The 18,561-nt window shown below is 66.0% G+C and carries 13 protein-coding genes and 1 pseudogene; 2 read left to right on the plus strand and 12 right to left on the minus strand.

Features of this window, described 5'->3' with window-relative positions; translation table 11 throughout:
* Together GJV37_RS27770 and GJV37_RS27775 are read right to left on the minus strand one after the other, a co-directional pair.
* Positions 1–168 (minus strand): annotated as a pseudogene (locus GJV37_RS27770) (urocanate hydratase); the annotation flags it as partial.
* 435 nt (positions 169–603) lie between these two features.
* On the minus strand, positions 604–1,620 hold the full coding sequence (locus GJV37_RS27775) for an ABC transporter substrate-binding protein (RefSeq protein ID WP_089285856.1): 1,017 nt from the start codon (positions 1,618–1,620) through the stop codon (positions 604–606).
* A 232-nt stretch (positions 1,621–1,852) separates the two neighbouring features.
* Between GJV37_RS27775 and hutH the strand changes: the two genes are divergently transcribed.
* Positions 1,853–3,382: a histidine ammonia-lyase gene (gene hutH / locus GJV37_RS27780; protein WP_170858973.1), complete on the plus strand. Its 1,530-nt coding sequence runs from the start codon at positions 1,853–1,855 to the stop codon at positions 3,380–3,382.
* A gap of 57 nt (positions 3,383–3,439) precedes the next feature.
* On the opposite strand, the gene GJV37_RS27785 is transcribed toward hutH, so the two are convergent.
* Both GJV37_RS27785 and hutC read right to left on the minus strand, forming a co-directional pair.
* On the minus strand, positions 3,440–4,030 hold the full coding sequence (locus GJV37_RS27785) for a HutD/Ves family protein (protein ID WP_170858974.1): 591 nt from the start codon (positions 4,028–4,030) through the stop codon (positions 3,440–3,442).
* Positions 4,027–4,737: a histidine utilization transcriptional repressor HutC gene (hutC, locus tag GJV37_RS27790; protein WP_065086557.1), complete on the minus strand. Its 711-nt coding sequence runs from the start codon at positions 4,735–4,737 to the stop codon at positions 4,027–4,029. The genes GJV37_RS27785 and hutC overlap by 4 nt, the downstream gene beginning before the upstream one ends.
* Before the next feature lie 247 nt (positions 4,738–4,984).
* Between hutC and GJV37_RS27795 the strand changes: the two genes are divergently transcribed.
* The gene (locus GJV37_RS27795) at positions 4,985–6,349 is read left to right on the plus strand and encodes a formimidoylglutamate deiminase (protein ID WP_193453187.1); all 1,365 of its coding nucleotides are present in this window, start codon (positions 4,985–4,987) and stop codon (positions 6,347–6,349) included.
* 80 nt (positions 6,350–6,429) lie between these two features.
* On the opposite strand, the gene GJV37_RS27800 is transcribed toward GJV37_RS27795, so the two are convergent.
* The 8 genes from GJV37_RS27800 to typA all read right to left on the minus strand — a co-directional run bounded on the left by GJV37_RS27800 (position 6,430) and on the right by typA (position 18,391).
* Positions 6,430–6,984, minus strand: a complete 555-nt coding sequence (locus GJV37_RS27800; protein WP_170858976.1) for a lipocalin family protein — start codon at positions 6,982–6,984, stop codon at positions 6,430–6,432.
* A gap of 37 nt (positions 6,985–7,021) precedes the next feature.
* Positions 7,022–7,276: an outer membrane protein assembly factor BamE domain-containing protein gene (gene bamE, locus GJV37_RS27805; protein ID WP_024766664.1), complete on the minus strand. Its 255-nt coding sequence runs from the start codon at positions 7,274–7,276 to the stop codon at positions 7,022–7,024.
* A gap of 73 nt (positions 7,277–7,349) precedes the next feature.
* Entirely contained in the window at positions 7,350–7,955 is a 606-nt protein-coding gene (locus tag GJV37_RS27810) for a DUF924 family protein (protein ID WP_169887104.1), read from the minus strand.
* Positions 7,955–8,968, minus strand: a complete 1,014-nt coding sequence (locus tag GJV37_RS27815; protein WP_024766663.1) for a class 1 fructose-bisphosphatase — start codon at positions 8,966–8,968, stop codon at positions 7,955–7,957. Before GJV37_RS27815 ends, GJV37_RS27810 begins: the two co-directional genes overlap by 1 nt.
* A 231-nt stretch (positions 8,969–9,199) precedes the next feature.
* Positions 9,200–11,107, minus strand: coding sequence for an esterase EstP (gene estP, locus GJV37_RS27820; protein WP_193453188.1), 1,908 nt, complete (start codon positions 11,105–11,107; stop codon positions 9,200–9,202).
* A 101-nt stretch (positions 11,108–11,208) separates the two neighbouring features.
* Entirely contained in the window at positions 11,209–12,573 is a 1,365-nt protein-coding gene (locus GJV37_RS27825; RefSeq protein WP_193453189.1) for a DUF3999 domain-containing protein, read from the minus strand.
* Positions 12,570–16,217, minus strand: coding sequence for a DUF2339 domain-containing protein (locus tag GJV37_RS27830; protein WP_425326849.1), 3,648 nt, complete (start codon positions 16,215–16,217; stop codon positions 12,570–12,572). The genes GJV37_RS27825 and GJV37_RS27830 overlap by 4 nt, the downstream gene beginning before the upstream one ends.
* 353 nt (positions 16,218–16,570) lie before the next feature.
* On the minus strand, positions 16,571–18,391 hold the full coding sequence (typA, locus tag GJV37_RS27835) for a translational GTPase TypA (protein WP_024766660.1): 1,821 nt from the start codon (positions 18,389–18,391) through the stop codon (positions 16,571–16,573).
* Positions 18,392–18,561 lie beyond the last annotated feature (170 nt).

The following is an 18,561-nucleotide window of genomic DNA, read 5'->3' on the forward strand; positions in this document are numbered from 1 at the left end:
CGCGGCGCGACCGATGCCGCCGTACACCACCAGCTCCTTGGGGTTCTCGGCGACTTCCGGGTCGAGGTTGTTCATCAGCATGCGCAGCGGCGCTTCGGTCAGCCAGCTTTTGGCGTTCAATTGGGTGCCGCGCGGGGCACGGATTTCGACGTCGCGGAATTTGGTCACGGAAGGCTCCTTCGCTTGCTCGGATCGTTCAGCCGGTGAGGGCTTTGGCGGTTCGTTGGACAGTTCCGAAAGTCTCGAAACCATCATGTCTATGCTTGTATGTACAAGTATAAGCAAAGCAAGGGCCAACCTTGTTTGGCGGTGCTGATCGCCCACCAGAACAATCAATTAAGCTATTGATTAATAAAAATAAAAATAGGAAAACATGAAACGAGCAGGAGCTGACAGAAAGCGCCGTCTGACAGACAGCCGCACCGGAAGAAGGCTTCCGTGCACCGTTTCGTAGCCTTCGGTAACACCGCTCGCTACGAAGAGACACAGGTTGTATAGACAAGCATGAGGACGAAGGAAAGTACGCCAGCGTCAGACCACGAGCACTGACAGGACAAGGGGAAGAAAAGCGTCCAGCACAATGACCACTCTTCAGGCACTCGCTCACTTCAACGCTGCATCGATCCTCCCCACCGCCTGGGGCGTCACCCATTTCGACCACAACGCCCGGTGCTCGCGGAAGAACTTTGCCCGCACGTCCGCCACGTTCCGATGATGCTGCGCCATGTCTGCGAGCAGCGCGTTGAATATCGGCAGCGGCAGCTCGACCTGCTCGAACACCTGCACCAGTTCCGGCGCCTTGTCGTGGAAGTCGCGCGACACGCCAATGCTGATCTTCGCCGGTAGCGAGCGAGAGCCCTCGGGATTGGGGTTGTTCGGGTCGGTCAAGGTCTTCCAGGCCTCCTCACTGAACGGTGGCTCCTCCAGCTGCACCAACTTGAAGCGCCCCAGCAGCGGCGTCGGCGCCCAGTAATAGAAGAGCACTGGCCGGCCCTGTGCGATGGCCGAGCTGATCGCCGCATCCAGCGCCGGGCCGGCGCCGGTACGGAAGTTCACGTAGCTGTCAGTCAGCCCGTAGGCCTTGAGCTTCTGTGTGTTGACGATCTCGCAGGTCCAGCCGGTGGGGCAGTTGTAGAAGCGGCCCTTGTCCGGCTCCTCGTCATCCTTGAACAACGCCTTGTACCGGGGCAGGTCGCTGACGGACTTCAGGCCCGGCGCGGAAGCCTTGATGCCGCGCTTGGCATCGCCGTGCACTACATAATCCGGCACCCACCAGCCTTCGCTGGCGCCCTTCACTGTCTCGCCCACGGAGAACACCTGGCCGGCCTGTTCGGCCTGCTGCCACACGGTACTGCGCCCGGCCCACTGCTCGCCGGTGACCTGGATGTCGTTCTGCTTCAGCGCGTTCTCCATGGTCACCGTGTTACCCGGCACGGCGTCGGTCTGACAACCGTAGCCCTTCTCCAGGATGAAGCGCAGGACCTCGGTGGTGAACATCCCGCTCTCCCAGTTCAGCCCGGCGAATACCACGGGTTTCGGATAGGGACAGCCGGCAGCAAGGGTCTGGGCGCACAGGCCGAAGGCCAGTAGCAGCGCGAACAGGCAACGGGGGGCGGACATGGGCGACTCCGGGCGCGTTGGTGTCCTTAGGGTTTAGCCGCCGCGGCGCGGTTTGCCCACAACCATCGGACTGGAAATGCCACCGGGGGTGACATTCACTTTCTCCCGAGCGGCCTCTCAGCGCGACCGGCGACGAAGGCATGGGCCCTGGCGCGCCATGGCACAGAGATTGCTATACCTGTATATACAGGAACTATCCACGGTAACACTTCACCGAATCCAGGATGCCGACATGCCCGCAACCCTGCTCCTGACGCCCGGCCAGTTCGACCTCGACCAACTGCGCGCCATCTACCAGCACCAGCCCGACCTGCAGCTTGCCGACGAATGCCGCGAAGCCATCCTGCACAGCGCGCAGACGGTCAGCCAGATCATCGCCGACCAGCGCACCGTGTACGGCATCAACACCGGCTTCGGCCTGCTGGCGCGCACCTCCATCCCCGAGGACCAGCTCGCCACCCTGCAGCGCAACCTGATCCTCTCCCACTGCACCGGCACCGGCCCGCTGCTGGACGACGCCAGCGTGGCACTGATCATGGCGCTGAAGATCGGTTCGCTGGCGCGCGGCTTTTCCGGCGTCAGCCCGGCGGTGATCGAGACGCTGCTCAAGCTCTACCGCGCACGGGTCTACCCGTGTATTCCATCCCAGGGCTCGGTTGGCGCCTCCGGCGACCTCGCGCCGCTGGCGCATATGTCCGCGATCCTGCTGGGCGTCGGCCAGGTGCGCCATGAAGGGCGCATCCTCGAAGCCAGCGAAGGCCTCGCCATCGCCGGCGCCGAGCCGCTGGTGCTGGGCCCGAAGGAGGGCCTGGCGCTGATCAACGGCACCCAGGTTTCCACCGCGCTGGCCCTGCGCGGGCTGTTCGCAGCGGAGAAACTGTTCGTCTCGGCGGTAGTCGCCGGCAGCCTGACGGTGGAAGCGCTCAAAGGCTCGTTCGTCCCCTTCGATGCGCGCATTCAGGAAGTGCGCGGCCAGCCGGGGCAGATCGCCGTCGCCGCGCTGTACCGCGAGCTGCTGCACGACAGCCCGATCAACCAGTCGCACATCGACTGCAAGCGTGTGCAGGACCCGTACTCGCTGCGCTGCCAACCACAGGTGATGGGCGCATGCCTGGACCATCTGCGCTTCGCTGCTGGAGTTTTCCTGCGCGAGGCCAATGCGGTTTCCGACAACCCGCTGGTGTTCAGCGCTGACGGCGACGTTCTGTCAGGCGGTAACTTCCACGCCGAGCCGGTGGCCATGGCCTCCGACGTGCTGGCGCTGGCAATCTCCGAGATCGGCGCGCTGTCCGAGCGGCGCATCGCCCAACTGGTGGACCCGGCCATGTCCGGCCTGCCGGCGTTCCTGGTCAAGGAAGGCGGGCTCAACTCCGGCTTCATGATCGCCCAGGTCACCTCGGCGGCGCTGGCCTCGGAGAACAAGACCTGGGCGCACCCGGCTTCGGTGGACAGCCTGCCGACCTCGGCCAACCAGGAAGACCACGTCTCCATGGCCACCTTCGCCGCCCGCCGCCTGCAGGACATGGCCGCCAACAGCGCCGGTGTGGTCGCCATCGAACTGCTCGCCGCCGCGCAGGGCGTGGACTTCCACGCGCCGCTGCAAAGTTCGCCGCAGTTGCAGGAAGTCCGTACGCTGATCCGCAGCCAGGTGCCGCACTATGAACAGGACCGCTACTTCGCTCCGGACATCGCCGCCGCGCGGGCGTGGGTCGAGGATGGGGTGATGAGCCGCTGGATTGGCTACGAGCGGTTGTATTCGTAACCCGCCCTACGGATCAACATCCCGCCAACAACAAGGGCGCCGGGGCGCCCTTGTTGTTCATCGCGGATCGAGTTCGATCACGCAGATATCTGCACTTCCCGCCACCGTCAGCCGCCACTCCCGCAGAACGCCCGCACCTTCGGCAATCAGCGTGTCATGCAGCCCCAGCACCCCGGCGGCCTCGCCGTTCAGACTGGGGTGAACCCCCTCGCCCGTACTGAACAACAGCACCGTGGAAGCGCTGCTGAAGAAATGCGCCTCGCGGTCCAACCGCAGCCACTGCAAGCGTGCCCGGTAGCGAGTGGGCGAATAGATCAGATTGAAGTCACGAATCGCGCCGCCCAGCAGCGTACAGTCCACCGCACTGGCGCCATCGAAGGCGAAGGCATCGAGTGCGCGCAGGTCGCGGGAATCGATGCCGTCCACGCTCAGCCGCATGCCCTCGCCTTGCAACACGCTGATGACGCGCTGGTAGCCGGTGAACGCAGAGAACGGCCCCGGCGCCCCTACGTCGGCGATGGACACGCGCCAGCCGAAGCCTTCCAGGCCATCGCCGGCATCGCGGACGATCTCGCGGGTCGTGCCCGCGCCATTCTTCCAGGGCATCGCCGGGTAGTCGGCGGCGCGCAGAATTCGCACTTCACTCATGAACTGAATCGTCCTTCCAGGCGGTAGCGCGAACCCGGATAGAGCAGGCGCGCGCTGGTCACGGTATTGCGTCCCGACCAGGTGCGCCGGCGGATCAGCAGGCATGGTTCATGGCGGTCGACGGACAGCAGCTTGCATTCCTCGGGGCTGGGCAGCACCGCCTCGACCACGTGCTCGCCCTCGCTCAGCGGGGCGACCTGGGTGAGGTAGGCGAAGGGCGTCTGCCCGGTGAAATCCTGCTTGAGGTAATCCGGCGCCACGGCCGCGTTGACGTAGCGGTCCTCGATCTGCACCGGGATATCGTTTTCGTAGTGCACGATCACCGAGTGGAAGATGCGCTGGCCCTCGCGCACGTCCAGCGCCAGCGCGCGCTCGGCGCTGGCCAGCTCTTCCACCAGACTGATCACCACGAGGTGGTGCTTGTGCCCGCGGGCAGTGATTTCCTCGGCAATGTTCTGCACCTGGAACAGCGCCGACTGGCCCTTGGGCTCGGCGACGAAGGTGCCGACGCCCTGCATGCGCACCAGCAGGCCGTCGGCAGTCAGCTCGCGCAGCGCGCGGTTGATGGTCATGCGGCTGACACTCAGCTCGGCAACCAGCTCCGCCTCGGACGGCACGCGGTGGTGCGGCGGCCAGGTTCCGGACTGGATCTGCTGGATGATCATCTGCTTGACGCGAGCGTACAGCGGCGCGGGAATTTCCCCCATCTGCGCGGCGAGCGACGAACCCTCGGCGGGCGGGGTAGGCGTGGGCGATGCGGGCACGGGAAACTCCTTGTCGTGGCGACGGTGTTCTTTCTTTGGAGGGCGACTGCGGTCTGACTCCGGCATGTACCGGATTCGACCCGTGCATACAAGTCCTCTGACGACCGCCGGGTTGCCTTGCAGTTTACGGCCCCGGCAAACGTCTGTATATGTATATACAAATTCCAAGAAACCTGCGAGGAACTCCCGCATGTCCGTTCTGTTCGCCGAAACTGCACTGCTGCCTTCTGGCTGGGCGCGCAACGTCCGCTTCGAAATCGATGCCGCGGGCCAGTTCACCGCGATCACCCCGGACGCCAGCGCAGAAGGCGCCGAGCGCATCGCCGGACCGGGCCTGGCGGGCATGCCGAACCTGCACTCCCACGCCTTCCAGCGCGCCATGGCGGGCCTGGCGGAAGTTGCCGGCAACCCCAACGACAGCTTCTGGACCTGGCGCGAGCTGATGTATCGCCTGGTCGGTCGCCTGTCGCCCGAGCAGGTCGGGGTGATCGCCCGCCAGCTGTACATCGAAATGCTCAAGGCCGGTTACACCGGCGTCGCCGAATTCCACTACGTGCACCACGACATCGACGGCCAGCCCTATACCAACCCGGCGGAACTGGCGCTGCGCGTCAGCCAGGCCGCGGCGGATGCCGGCATTGGCCTGACCCTGCTGCCGGTGCTCTACTCCCACGCCGGTTTCGGCGGCCAGTCGCCGAGCGAAGGCCAGCGCCGTTTCATCAACAGCACGAACAGCTACCTGAAACTGATCGACGGGCTGCGCACGCACCTGGCAGACCAGCCGCAGCAGGGCCTCGGCCTGTGCTTCCACTCCCTGCGCGCGGTGACACCGCAGCAGATCACCGAGGTGCTGGGCGCTGATTCCAGCGGCTGCCCGGTGCACATCCACATCGCCGAGCAGCAGAAGGAAGTCGACGACTGCCTGGCCTGGAGCGGTCGCCGACCACTGCAGTGGCTGTACGAGAACGTCGCGGTGGACGAACGCTGGTGCCTGGTCCACGCCACCCACGCCGAACCCGACGAAGTCACCGCCATGGCCCGTAGTGGCGCGGTCGCCGGCCTCTGCCTGACCACCGAGGCGAACCTGGGCGACGGCATCTTCCCGGCGGTGGATTACCTCGCCCAGAACGGCCGCTTCGGCATCGGTTCGGACAGCCATGTATCACTGAGCGTGGTCGAGGAACTGCGCTGGCTGGAATATGGCCAGCGCCTGCGCGACCAGCGCCGCAACCGCCTCTACGGCAAGGACCAGCCCATGGTTGGCCGCACCCTGTTCGATGCCGCCCTCAGCGGCGGCGCACAGGCGCTTGGCCAGCCCACGGGGGAACTGGCTGTCGGCAAGCGCGCCGACCTGCTGGTACTCAACGGTGGCGACCCTTACCTGCAAACTGCCCGTGGCGACGCGATCCTCAACCGCTGGCTGTTCGCCGGCGGCGACCGCCAGGTACGCGATGTGATGGTTGCCGGGCAATGGCGTGTGCGCGAAGGCCGGCACGCGCTTGAAGAACAAAGCGCCCAGGCGTTCGGTGGCGTCCTTCGCGAGCTGCTGGACTGACAGCTCGCTCCTACGAAAAGCCCGCGCCGGCAATACCGCGCGAAATACCCGCCAATAAAAAACGCCCCGAGGGGCGTTTTTTATTGGGCCGCCGAACTGGAATCGGCTGCCCGCCAGATCAGGTCGTCGGTCTGGAAGCCGCGCTCATGGGCCAGCCCCAGCAGCTTCATGCGGGTGGCATCCGGCACCACCGGCTTGCGCGACAGCAGCCAGAGGTACTCGCGATTCGGGTTGCCCACCAGCGCGGTCTGGTAATCGGCGTCGACGTAGAGTACCCAATAGTCACCCTTGGCGAGCCCCGGGAAGATCCGCGTGAAGGTGTTGTCGAAACGCACCCAGAGCTTGTCGGTGCGGCCCGGCACCTGCGCTTCGGCGCGGCCGGTGGCCTGGTCCCATTCACCGTCGGTGGTCAGGCAGCGATTGGTCACCGCGATGCTGGAATCAGGCTGCAACCGATAGTGGGCTTCCGACTGCGCGCAGTGGCGCTGGAAAAACATCGGCTTGCGCGCCAGCTCGTACCAGGTGCCCTCGTAGCGCTTGAGGTCGACCTGCACGGTCTGCGGCGGTTGCGGCGAGGAACCGGCACAACCGCTCAACGCGGCGAGGCAGGCCAACCAGATAAGGGATCGACGCATTGCGTTGCTCCTTGGCTGCCCGCCCCGTCCCCCAGGCCTACTTCAGGCCCTGGGCGGAGAACAGCAGCACTTTGTCGCCAGCGTACTGGATGCTGATGAAAGCCTTCTCGTCTCCCCAGGTGCAGCTGGAAACCCCCAGTGCGCCGGAGCATTCGGCAGGCTTGCCGAGCAGGCTTTCCACCTCGGCCTTGCTCATGCCGGTTTTGATCTTGGAATAGTTCTCCTGGTTCACTTTGCTGCAAGCGGCCAGGACGACACAGAACGCGACGAGCGCGAGGCGGCGGAAAGACATCGACAACTCCATTTTTTGGGGGGCAGGCCAACAAGCTTGGCACAGGGCGACCGGTTCGGCCGCCGGGTTGGAGTCAGAAACGTGAGCCAGGTTCCGTGAGGAACTGTACTTCTTCGACCGTGGATTCGCGGCCGAGAATGGCGTTGCGGTGGGGGAAGCGGCCGAAGCGCTTGATCACCACCTGGTGCTTGCGCGCATAGGCGAGGTAACCAGCGAACAGCACCTTCTCGCTCTCGCTGGATTCGCCCTGCAATTCCTCATACAGGCGCACTGCCTCGTTCTGGCTGGCCAGATTCTCGGCGTGCTCCAGCACGATGTAGACGAACACCCGTTCGATGCGCGGCAACTGGCGATCGAAACCGGCCTCCAGCCCCTGGCGCACCAGTTGCTGGGCGCGGGCATCGCCGGCGTAGGCGCGCGGGGAATCACGGAAGATCATCCGCGGCAGCTGATCCAGCAGCAGGACCAGCGCCAGCCAGCTCTGCGGCTCGCGCTCCCACTCCTGCAGACCACCGTCCAGGGCCTGGCGCACCAGGCCACCGAAACGGTTTTCCGAGTCCACGTCCTGGCAGGCGCTCTTGCCGAACCACAGGGCGTTGCGCTGGGCGGCGACTTCGTTGGCGTCCAGCGCGTTGCCGAACCACCAGTCGAGCAGCGACTGCCAGGGCGCGGCGCTCATCAGCCTTCCTGGTGGTAGGCGGTGGCGCGTTCGACTTCTTCCTTGGAGCCCAGGAACACCGCGACGCGCTGGTGCAGGTTTTCCGGCTGGATGTCGAGGATGCGCTGGTGGCCGTTGGTGGCGGCGCCGCCAGCCTGCTCGATGATGAAGGACATCGGGTTGGCTTCGTACATCAGGCGCAGCTTGCCGGGCTTCTCCGGCTCGCGGGAGTCGCGCGGGTACATGAACACTCCACCGCGGGTCAGGATGCGGTGCACGTCGGCCACCATGGAGGCGATCCAGCGCATGTTGTAGTTCTTGCCCAGCGGGCCTTCCTTGCCGGCCAGCAGTTCGCTGACATAGCGCTTCACCGGAGCTTCCCAGTGGCGCTCGTTGGACATGTTGATGGCGAATTCGGCGGTGCTGGTGGGCACGGTGATGTTCTCGTGGGTCAGCACGAAGCTGCCCAGTTCGCGGTCCAGGGTGAAGCCCTTCACGCCATTGCCCAGGGTCAGGATCAGCATGGTCTGCGGGCCGTAGATGGCGTAGCCGGCGGCGACCTGGGTGGTACCCGGCTGCAGGAAGGCTTCCTCGCGCAGGCTGTCGTTCTGGCTCAGGTACTCATGCGGACAGCGCAGCACGGAGAAGATGGTGCCGACCGAGACGTTGACGTCGATGTTGGAGGAGCCGTCCAGCGGATCGAAGACCAGCAGGTAGGCGCCCTTGGGGTACTTTCCCGGAATCTGGTAGGGATGGTCCATCTCCTCGGATGCCATGCCGGCCAGGTTGCCGGCCCACTCGTTGGCCTCCAGGAGGATCTCGTTGGAGATCACGTCCAGCTTCTTCTGCACTTCGCCCTGCACGTTCTCGGTGCCCATGCTGCCCAGCACGCCGCCCAGGGCGCCCTTGGAGACGGCATGGCTGATTTCCTTGCAGGCGCGCGCTACTACCTCGACGAGGAAGCGCAGGTCGGCCGGGGTATTGTGACTGCGGGTCTGCTCGATCAGGTAGCGGCTCAGGGTAACGCGGGACATGGAAGGCTCCAGGGGAGAAGAGGAAAAAAATCAGGGCGCATTCTAGCGTGGAAACGACCGCGATGCCTCCTTGCACAGCGGCTCACCGAATGCTTGGAGCCCACCGCTCACGGGCAGTTCCCCAACGCCGGTCGGCCCCGCGACTTTCGGCCGCGCGGCGAGCGGACCACGTGAAAGAAAACGGGGTGACGGCCGCATCCGCCCGTCACCCCGCTCATTCACCTCAGGCGATCAGAAGTCCAGGCTCAGCGCCAGGTTCACCCCCTGTGCCAGGTCGTCGCTGCTGCGGTGTGCGCTGTAGCTGCCGCGCAGGGTCAGCTCCGGGGTCAGCTTCTGGGCTACGCCAATGGTGGCGCGCTGCAGGTGACTCTGCGGGGTATAGCCCTGCAGGCTGAAGCCGATGTCCGGCAGGCTGGTGAAGTTCATGCCGACGTTCTGGGTGTCGTCGGCATATTCCCGCTCTACCGCGACTTCACCGAACAGCTGGGTCTGCGGCGATACGTCGAACTTGCCCTGCAGGCCCACGCCGAGGCGCCGGGAGTAGCGATTCTGCTCATCATAGGCCAGCGCGGTGGAACGGCCGCTGCCCTCTTCGTAGCTGTCCACTTTCACCCGGGCCCAGTCCGCACTGACGAAGGGCGACAGGTGCCAGTTCTCGCCGCCCTGGGCAATGTCGTAGCCCAGGCGACCGCTGAAGGCCAGCAGGCTGCCGTCGGTGTCGGCCTTTTCCTCGACTTCGTGGTTGATGATGCTGAACTTGCGATTGGCATCGTCGAAGTCGAGCTTGCCGCCAGTGACAGAGGCGTCGGCCCACCAGCGGTTCTGCTGGAACTGCACGAACAGGCTGCCCAGGTAGCTGTTGAGCTTGTAGTCGGAGTCGTCGGAACCCAGCTCCAGTTTCTGCCGGTAGAAGCCCAGCGAGCCACCGACGCGCCAGGCGTCATCGAGACGATAGCTGGTGCCCAGGGTCAGGTTGGCGCCGTAGCCGGAGCCGTCGGCCGCGCTGTCCTGGTCGTCGTAGTCCAGGTGCTGCGCGCCGCCGCTGACGAAGCCGCGCCACTGGTTCACGCCCTGCCAGCTTTCCCAGTCCGCCAGCCACTGGCTGCGCAGTTGGTCCTGGTAGGCGTTGTACGTACCCAGGGCCATCTCCGGCAGCATGGTTGCTTCCCACGGGGCAGAGAGCACCGAGTAGGCATAGTCGGCAATCAGCGTCTGGCCGGCGATGGTCGGGTGCACGCCGTCGTTGAAGATCAGCTTGGTCGGATCGGGGCTGCTGCCGTGGCGACCATACACCGCGTTTTCGGGGCAGCTGTTGCCGCTGAAGCAGGTGCCGATCAGGTTCTGGTCGGTGGCCAGGCCATAGGCGCCCGGGTTGGCCAGGACTTCCTTGAACATCGCCGGGATGTTCAGCGGGATGACGTTGGCATTGGAGGCGGCCAGCTGCGCGGCCAGCTCCTCGTTGAAAATGCCCGACAGCTGGGTGCCAAAGGATTCCAGCACGGTGCCGTTGGTGGCCGGGGTCTGGCCGAGGTCGGGCAGCAGCCAGACCATGATGTAGCGCGCACCGGCGTTGTGCAGCGCATCGACGCTGTCCACCAGGCGGCCGGCGGCGGCGCGGGCCGTGGGGTCGTCGGTGATGCGGAACTGGAGGAAGTCGTTGCCGCCGCCGGTGAGGTAATACAGTGCGTTCGGGTCGGCGCGATTGTTCACCAGGTAGCCATCACGGGTACGGCTGTTGGAGCCGGAGGTGACGACAGAGCCACCGGGCGCGGTGATGGAATCGTAGATCTGGTCGGTGCGATAGCCGCCGACCGCCCAGTTGTTGCCGTCCACGGTGCCGGGGACCAGCGACGTGGAGGGGTTCAGGTCGGTGCCATTGATGCCCAGCTTGCCGCCCAGGATCATCGGCGCCGTGGGGCCGAAAATCTCGCCGCTGCCGTCCAGGTAGGTGGAGCCGACGCGGTTGGTGAAGCGGGTGCTGGCACCGGCAGGGCCGCCGGCGTCGGCGAACTGTCCGGAATCGCTCAGGCTGTCGCCGAAGACGACCATGGTGGAATACGGCGAAGGGGCTGCGGAGGCCTGTGCGGCAATGGCCATCGCGCACGCAGCCGCCAGCGGGGTGAGCGCCTTTCTGATCATTCTGCTACTCCATGCTTTGTTGTTATTCGGTAATCAGAACAACCAAGACAGTATCAGAATTTCTAAAGGCGACACCCCTATCTTGCGGCGATCCGCGCCGATCAGCTGGCCTGGCGATTGCTCCGCAGCAGGCTCAGCGCCATCAGCGCGAGCAGGCCGACGCCCGCCAGCAGCAGCGCCCACAGGCCGTAGCGTTTCCAGTTTGTATCGGCCTTCGCCTCCTTGGCCGTCGCGGGTGTGGCAGGAGCCTGAAGAGTGCCCTTGAGCCGTGCCTCGCCCATGCCCACCAGGCGCTTGGGCTCGTAGCCGGGCACCAGGGTGGTCAACGGCAGGCTGCCATCGGTGATCGAACCGTTGCCCACCGCCAGCTCATAGGGCGCACCGCCGCGGGCGAGGAACACCAGCTCGCTGGCGCGCACGCCCACGCTCAGGTGCGCTGTCGAGCCGCCGAGGCCACCACCGCGCGAATCCACTTGCAGGCGCAACTGGCCCAACGTGCGGCCAGGCAGCTCCAGTTCTTCCTGGGTAACCTCGCCACCCTGCCCCGGCAGGCGATACAGCACGCCGCGCGCCAGCGGGGTCCACTGCACGTTGCCGTCGTGGCGGCCAGAGATGACTACCGGTGCCAGGGTGTTGTCCTGCGGCAGAGGAATCCGCACGCGCTCCACCGGCAGCGCCAACGGCAGGCTCCAGTTGAAGTCACCATTAGTGTCGGCCTTGGCCGCCAGCGGTTCGGACCAGAGCATCGGCACCGGGCCGCTAGTGCTGCGGCTGCCACTGAGCGTGGCGCCCACCAGCTGCGCGGCCTGCTCGGGCGACTCCCACCACAGACGCAGGTAGCGCGCCGTCTCGCCGGGCAGCGCGATGTCGTTCTGCTCGATGCGCTGGCCGTTGAAATCCAGCCGCGCCAGTTGTCCCTCGCCCAGCGAGCGCCAGTGTTCGAGGTCGTCGCTGGCCTCGATGCGCAGGCGCTGGAAGCCGTCACCGTCGGCCGTCCAGTCAAGCTGCAGACGGTCCAGCGGCAGGTCGCCGGCACCGGTCTCCAGCAGCCAGCCGCGGAGCACCTGAGCCTTGTCCGGCGTCGGCGCATTCGGGGTGATTTCCAGGATGGTGCCGGTGGTGCTGCGGACAATCTTCAGGTTGTCGCCGGCCGCACTGCCGGAGGCTCCCCGCAGCGGGAAGATGCGCGCCTGCACTTCGCTGCGCACCTCTTTCTCGCTCGCCGCGCTGGTGCGCAGGCTGTAGGGCAGCGCCTCGCCCTCGGCGTTGAAGATGCGCACGTCGCGCAGGTCACCATGGCGGGCCGCGAACAGCACTTCGATAGGCAGTTGCACGCGGTACCAGGGGCCGTTGCCGGAAACCTCCAGCGGCACGCGATTGGCGAAATCCGCCGGCGCGGGCGCAGCACTGGCGTGATTACCCAGCAGGCACGCGCCGATGAAAAGTACGAGTGTCTTGAGCTTCATGCGGAGGGTTGCTCCTGTTGCGATGACTCTTCGGGCACAGGCCGGCGCGGCGGCAGCGGCGCGAAGTAGCCGACGATCAGCATCAGCACGCCGACACCAATGAAGGAAATGATGCGTTCCAGGCTGCCGCCACTGGCGCGGTCGACCAGGAACAGCTTGATCACCACCACGACCAGCAGCACCGCGCCGACCAGCCAGAAATCACGCCGGCCACGCAGGTGCCCGGCGATCATCAGACCCAGCGCGATCAGCGCCCAGACGATGGACAGCCCGGCCTGCACCAGCATGGACTGGCTCAAGGCGTCGAACTCGAACGGCACGCCGCCCCAATGGTGCGCGGTACGGCACACGGCCATGGTCAGCAGGGCAAACAGCGAGGCGCCCAGCAGCGCCTGCACCGGCAGGCGCAGGGTGGATTCGGCCACGCCCAGTTGCGGCAGGCCCAGGCGCGTCCACTGGAAGATCGCCCCGAGCACGATGAGCATGCCCAGCTCCAGCGGGTTCAGCAGCGGCAGGTACGGCAGCGGGTCGGCCGCGCCGTTGCTGAACAGGTTGACCAGCCAGAACCAGCCCAGTAGCGCCAGGGCTACCGGAGCGGCGGCGATGGCGCGGTACTCGCGCTCGAAGGCGGCCACCGGCCACGGCAGGCGCGCCACACCGCCCATGAGGATCAGGAACAGGCTCGGTACCAGCGCCCAACCCAGCCAGCGCCAGGCGTTGTAGTGCTCGGCCAGGGCGAAGAACAGGTAGCGCAGCTCCAGCGCCAGCACGCCGAGGATCAGCCAGCAGCCCAGCACATGGGCCGTGCGCGCGGCCAGGCGCGGTAGCAGCGCATCGAGGCGACGCAGTATGAGGAAGTGCACCACGAACACCGCCAGCCAGCCAAGCCAGCCCAGCTCCGCCAGCGGGTGGTACTGCAGGTTCCAGGCACTGGCCAGGGCCACCAGCGACATCGGCACCAGCGCCAGGCACAGCAGCGCCAGCGCGCGCCATTGCTCGCGGCGCGCCAGCAGCGACCAGGAGCCCACGCTGATCGCAGCCACCAGCACTGCCACGTGCTCACGCATCTCGCCGGGCACGAAGCGGGCGATCTCCCACAGCGCGGTCAATGCCCACCAGCCGGTGCCCCAGACCAGCAGCAACTGCGAAAGCTGCTCCAGCCCAAGACCACCCAGCGCCAGGTTGCGCTCGCGCTCGCTGGCCCGGTGCAGGCGCCAGGCGCCGACCAGAGCGGCCAGCGCCAGCACCGCCGGAGTCCAGAAGCCCATGTGCGCCAGCGGCTTCAGGCCCTCGCTGGGCAGGTCGCCGAACAGCGCGGCGCCACCGAAGAGGAAGGCGCCCGCGCCAATCACCTGCAGCACCAGGCCGAAGACGAAAGCGGCGCGTTGCTGCAATTGCAGGCTCAACCAGAGGATCAGCAGGCCGCTGCCCGCCCACACCGCCGCCGCCGCTTGCCACGGCAGCACGAAAAGCACGGCGAGGTTGACGAAGGCCAGGCCCAGCAGCAGGACCACGCTCAATCCCAGCACCAGCCGGCGGTCGTCGCGGACCATGGCGTCTCTCGCAGCGACCAGCATGCCTGCGATCAGCGCGAGGCCAATCAGCGAGGCCGTGACCAGCCCGCGCCAGCCGGAGCCCAGCACCCCGCCGCCCTCCTGCGCGCCATGGAGATGCAGGAGGAACACCGCTCCGCCCAACAGCTGCACGGCAAATGCGCAGGCCAGGAAAGTGCGCGAGCGCAGGCGCAGCGCGGCGAACAGCGTGGCCAGCCCGGCGATGGCCCAGGTCATGGCCGTGCCGTCCGCGCCCAGCAGCAGGGGCGCGATCAGGTAGAGGAAGGCCAGGCCGAAAGCTGCCAGGACCGGACGCGCACTCGGCTCCCAGTTGCGCAGAATGTGTGGATCGGCATTGCGCAGGTTCCAGAAGCTGAACAGCAATGCCACACCGAGCATCAGCGCGCCCAGCGGTGCGCCTTCGAGCAGCGTCAGCGATTGCGGGTCGGCATGCAGCCCGGCGAGGAACGCCAGCGCTGCGCCCACTTGCAACAGCAGGGCAAAAATCCGCGCCAGCGGCCGCTGCTGGCGCAGGCCGAGCCAGAAGATACCGGCGCCTTCCACGGCCCAGGCGGCAGACGTCCAGCGCGCGTCCAGGCCCAGCGGAATCGCCAGGGTGCCGAATACCACGCCCAGCGCCAGGCAGGTTTCCACCAACAGCAGCGCGCGGCCGGCAGTGCGACCGGCCAGCACGCGGGCGAGCACCATGTAGAACAGACCCAGCGCCAGGGCGCTGAACGCAGCGCCGAACTCCAGGTGCTGGATGACCCCGTACTGCAGGCCGAAGCCCAGCAACGGCGTGCCGAACAGGATGGTGCCGTCGACGTAGTCGGTCTGCCGCGCCGACCAGCGCAGCAGCGCCTCGCGGGAGTCATCTTCCGGCGCGCCAGCCGCCTCGCGCAGGCGCCGGCGGGCGAACAGCAGGCCGATGGCGACGTAGGTGAGGAAGAACAGGACCAGGAACGGCTCGGTGGTGGCGAACAGTTCCGGCTTGTAGGAGCGCAGCCCCCAGGCGAGACCGATACCGAAGGTGCCGAAGAAGCCGATCAGGTTGAGCAGGCGCCAGGCCTTGAACCAGGCGATGGCGAAGATACCGGCGTTGAGCAGGGCGAAGTAGCTGAACAGCGCGACATGGCTGCCGCCGCCGGTGGAAGCCAGGATCGGCGCGGCGAAACCACCCAGCGCGGCAGCAGCGGCGAGGCCCAGCGCATCCTGGAGGATGGCCAGGATCGCCGAGAACAGGGTGACCGCCACCAGCAGCACGAACCCGGCCTGCGGATCGATCAGCACGTCGCCGTGGTTCATCGCCGGGTACAGCTTGATACTGGCGAACACCGTCAGGTAGAGCACGGCGATACCGGTGCCCTGGAGGATCAGCGCATAGGCCGGGCGCCGATGACGCAGCCACCAGCCCAGGCCGAGCAACGCCAGCGCGGCGGCGGCGGTGCCGATGTACGGCCCCTGCGGCGGCATGGTCATGCCCTCGGTGGCGTAGCGCAGCAGGAAGGCCAGGCCGAGGAACAACAGCAGCACGCCGACGCGCAGTACGGTGTTGCCGCCGAGCAGCCAGTCGCGGGCGGCCCCGAAGGCGCGGTCGAACAGGGAGGGAACTGGCGGTTGTGGTGGCACCGGCGGGGCGGCAGGAGCCGCGTGTGGCTGAACCTCGGGCTCTTCGACACGCGCCTGGGTTGCTGGCTTGTCCAGGGGTTCGAGCACCAGGTCCGACCACTCGACAGCTGCTTCCTCCCGCGCAGCAGGCGCTAGGGCAGGCGCCAGCTCGTCGGCAGGCAGCTCGATACTCCACTCCAGCTCGGTGGCAACAGCTTCGCGGGTGGGTGCCTCGAATTCGGGCTCGCCGTCGGCGTCTGCCTCAGTCTTGGACGCAGCAACGGGCATCTCGGGCGCGGTGTACTCGACGCCGGCCGGCGGCACCTGCCCGGCCGCGCCGCGCTCCACCTGCAGCAGCCGCTCATAGAGAGCCTTGGTGCCCTGGTCGAAGCGCTCGCCAAAAGCCTTCAGCTCACCACGAAGGCTGGCGTTCTCCCGTTGCAGGCTGTGCAGCGCGAAGGTCTGCCCCAGCGCGAGGCCCATCACCGCGCCGAGTACCGCCCCGGTGATCGACTCGCCCGCAGCGGCGCCGATGACCAGGCCGACCAGCATGAAAATCCATTGCATGCTTTCGAATCCTTGAGGTTCTGTGCGAATCCATCCCGATCCGGACGCGTACGCCCGGACAGCTGAGTATATCGGCCCGGCTCCCTGGCCTGCGTCCACGATCTCACAGCTTCGAATAGTCAGACGTCGCGAGACTGCCCTTCAGCCACGCTCCGAGGAAAAATCGGACGCGTCCTACGACACCCTCTTGTTCCTACAATCGCTGGCGGCCTTTACCGCGGGCAAAAAAAGCCGGGCATAAGCCCGGCTTTCTCGTACTGCTGGTCGACTTAGACCTTGGCGCGCTCGTAGCGCTTGCGGTCGTTCTCGTTCAGCATCTTCTTGCGCAGACGGATCGACTTCGGCGTCACTTCCACCAGCTCGTCATCGGCGATGAATTCCAGCGCCTGCTCGAGGGTGAAGCGGATCGGCGGAACCAGGGCGATGACTTCGTCCTTGCCCGAAGCGCGCATGTTGTCGAGCTTCTTGCCTTTGGTGGGGTTGATCACCAGGTCGTTGTCGCGGCTGTTGATGCCGGCCAGCTGGCCTTCGTAGATCTCGTCGCCTGGGCCGAGGAACAGCTTGCCGCGGCTCTGCAGGGTTTCCAGCGAGTAGGTCAGCGCGGTGCCGGTGGCCATGGAGACCAGTACGCCGTTCTGACGGTTGGTCACTTCGCCGGCCTTGATCGGGCCGTAGTGGCTGAAGGTCGAGGTCAGGATGCCGGTGCCCGAGGTCAGGGTCAGGAAGTTGTTACGGAAGCCGATCAGGCCACGCGCCGGGATGGTGTACTCCAGGCGCACGCGACCCTTGCCGTCGGGGATCATGTTGGTCAGATCACCCTTGCGCAGGCCCATCTGCTCCATCACCGAGCCCTGGTGCTGCTCTTCGATGTCGATGGTGACGTTCTCGTAAGGCTCCTGCTTCTCGCCTTCGGCGGTCTCGATGATGACCACTTCCGGACGGCCTACGGCCAGCTCGAAGCCTTCACGACGCATGGTTTCGATCAGTACCGAGAGGTGCAGTTCGCCACGGCCGGAGACCTTGAACTTCTCCGGGGAGTCGCCTTGCTCGACGCGCAGGGCCACGTTGTGCAGCAGTTCCTTGTCCAGACGGTCCTTGATGTTGCGGCTGGTGACGAACTTGCCTTCCTTGCCGGCGAACGGCGAGTCGTTGACCTGGAAGGTCATGCTCACGGTCGGCTGGTCGACGGTCAGCGGCGGGCGCGCTTCGACGTTCTGCGGGTCGCACAGGGTGTCGGAGATGTACAGCTCGTCCATGCCCGAGACACAGACGATGTCACCGGCCTCGGCTTCAGCGACTTCGATGCGCTGCAGGCCCGAGTGGCCCATGATCTTCAGGATACGGCCGTTGCGCTTGGTGCCGTCGTCGCTGATGGCCACGACCGGGGTGTTGGTCTTGACCTTGCCGCGAGCGATACGGCCGATGCCGATCACGCCGAGGAAGCTGTTGTAGTCCAGCTGGGAGATCTGCATCTGGAACGGACCGTCGACGTCGACTTTCGGCGCCGGGACGTGGTCGATGATCGCCTGGAACAGCGCGTCCATGTTGTCGTCCATCTTCTCGTGGTCCATGCCGGCGATGCCGTTCAGGGCACTGGCATAGACGATCGGGAAGTCCAGTTGCTCGTCGGTGGCGCCGAGGTTGTCGAACAGGTCGAAGATCTGGTCGATAACCCAGTCAGGACGCGCGCCCGGACGGTCGATCTTGTTCACCACGACGATCGGACGCAGGCCGGCCTTGAACGCCTTCTGGGTCACGAAGCGGGTCTGCGGCATGGGGCCGTCCTGGGCGTCAACCACCAGCAGTACGGAGTCGACCATGGACATCACGCGCTCAACCTCGCCACCGAAGTCGGCGTGGCCGGGGGTGTCGACGATGTTGATGCTGTAGTCGTTCCATTTCAGGGCGGTGTTCTTCGCCAGGATGGTAATGCCACGCTCTTTTTCCTGGTCGTTGGAGTCCATCACGCGCTCGTTTTCCGCTTCTTTGCGGTCGAGGGTGCCGGACAGGCGCAGGAGCTTGTCCACGAGGGTGGTCTTGCCATGGTCGACGTGGGCGATGATGGCGATGTTGCGCAGTTTTTCGATCACAGTGTCAGTCTCGATAGTGAATCTTCGGCTGCCGTTTTCGGCAGCGGGGGCCGGGCCGTGGCGCGGCGGTGCAAAAGGTCAGGGCGTGAGCCTACGCACCCAATGTGTCGGGAGGTCGGTGGCGGATACTGCCGCCGAACAGTCCGGGCTGGCGGCGTTGGTCCGCACCT

Origin of the sequence: Pseudomonas nitroreducens (assembly GCF_010994165.1) — a bacterium.
Taxonomy (GTDB): Bacteria; Pseudomonadota; Gammaproteobacteria; order Pseudomonadales; family Pseudomonadaceae; genus Pseudomonas; species Pseudomonas nitroreducens.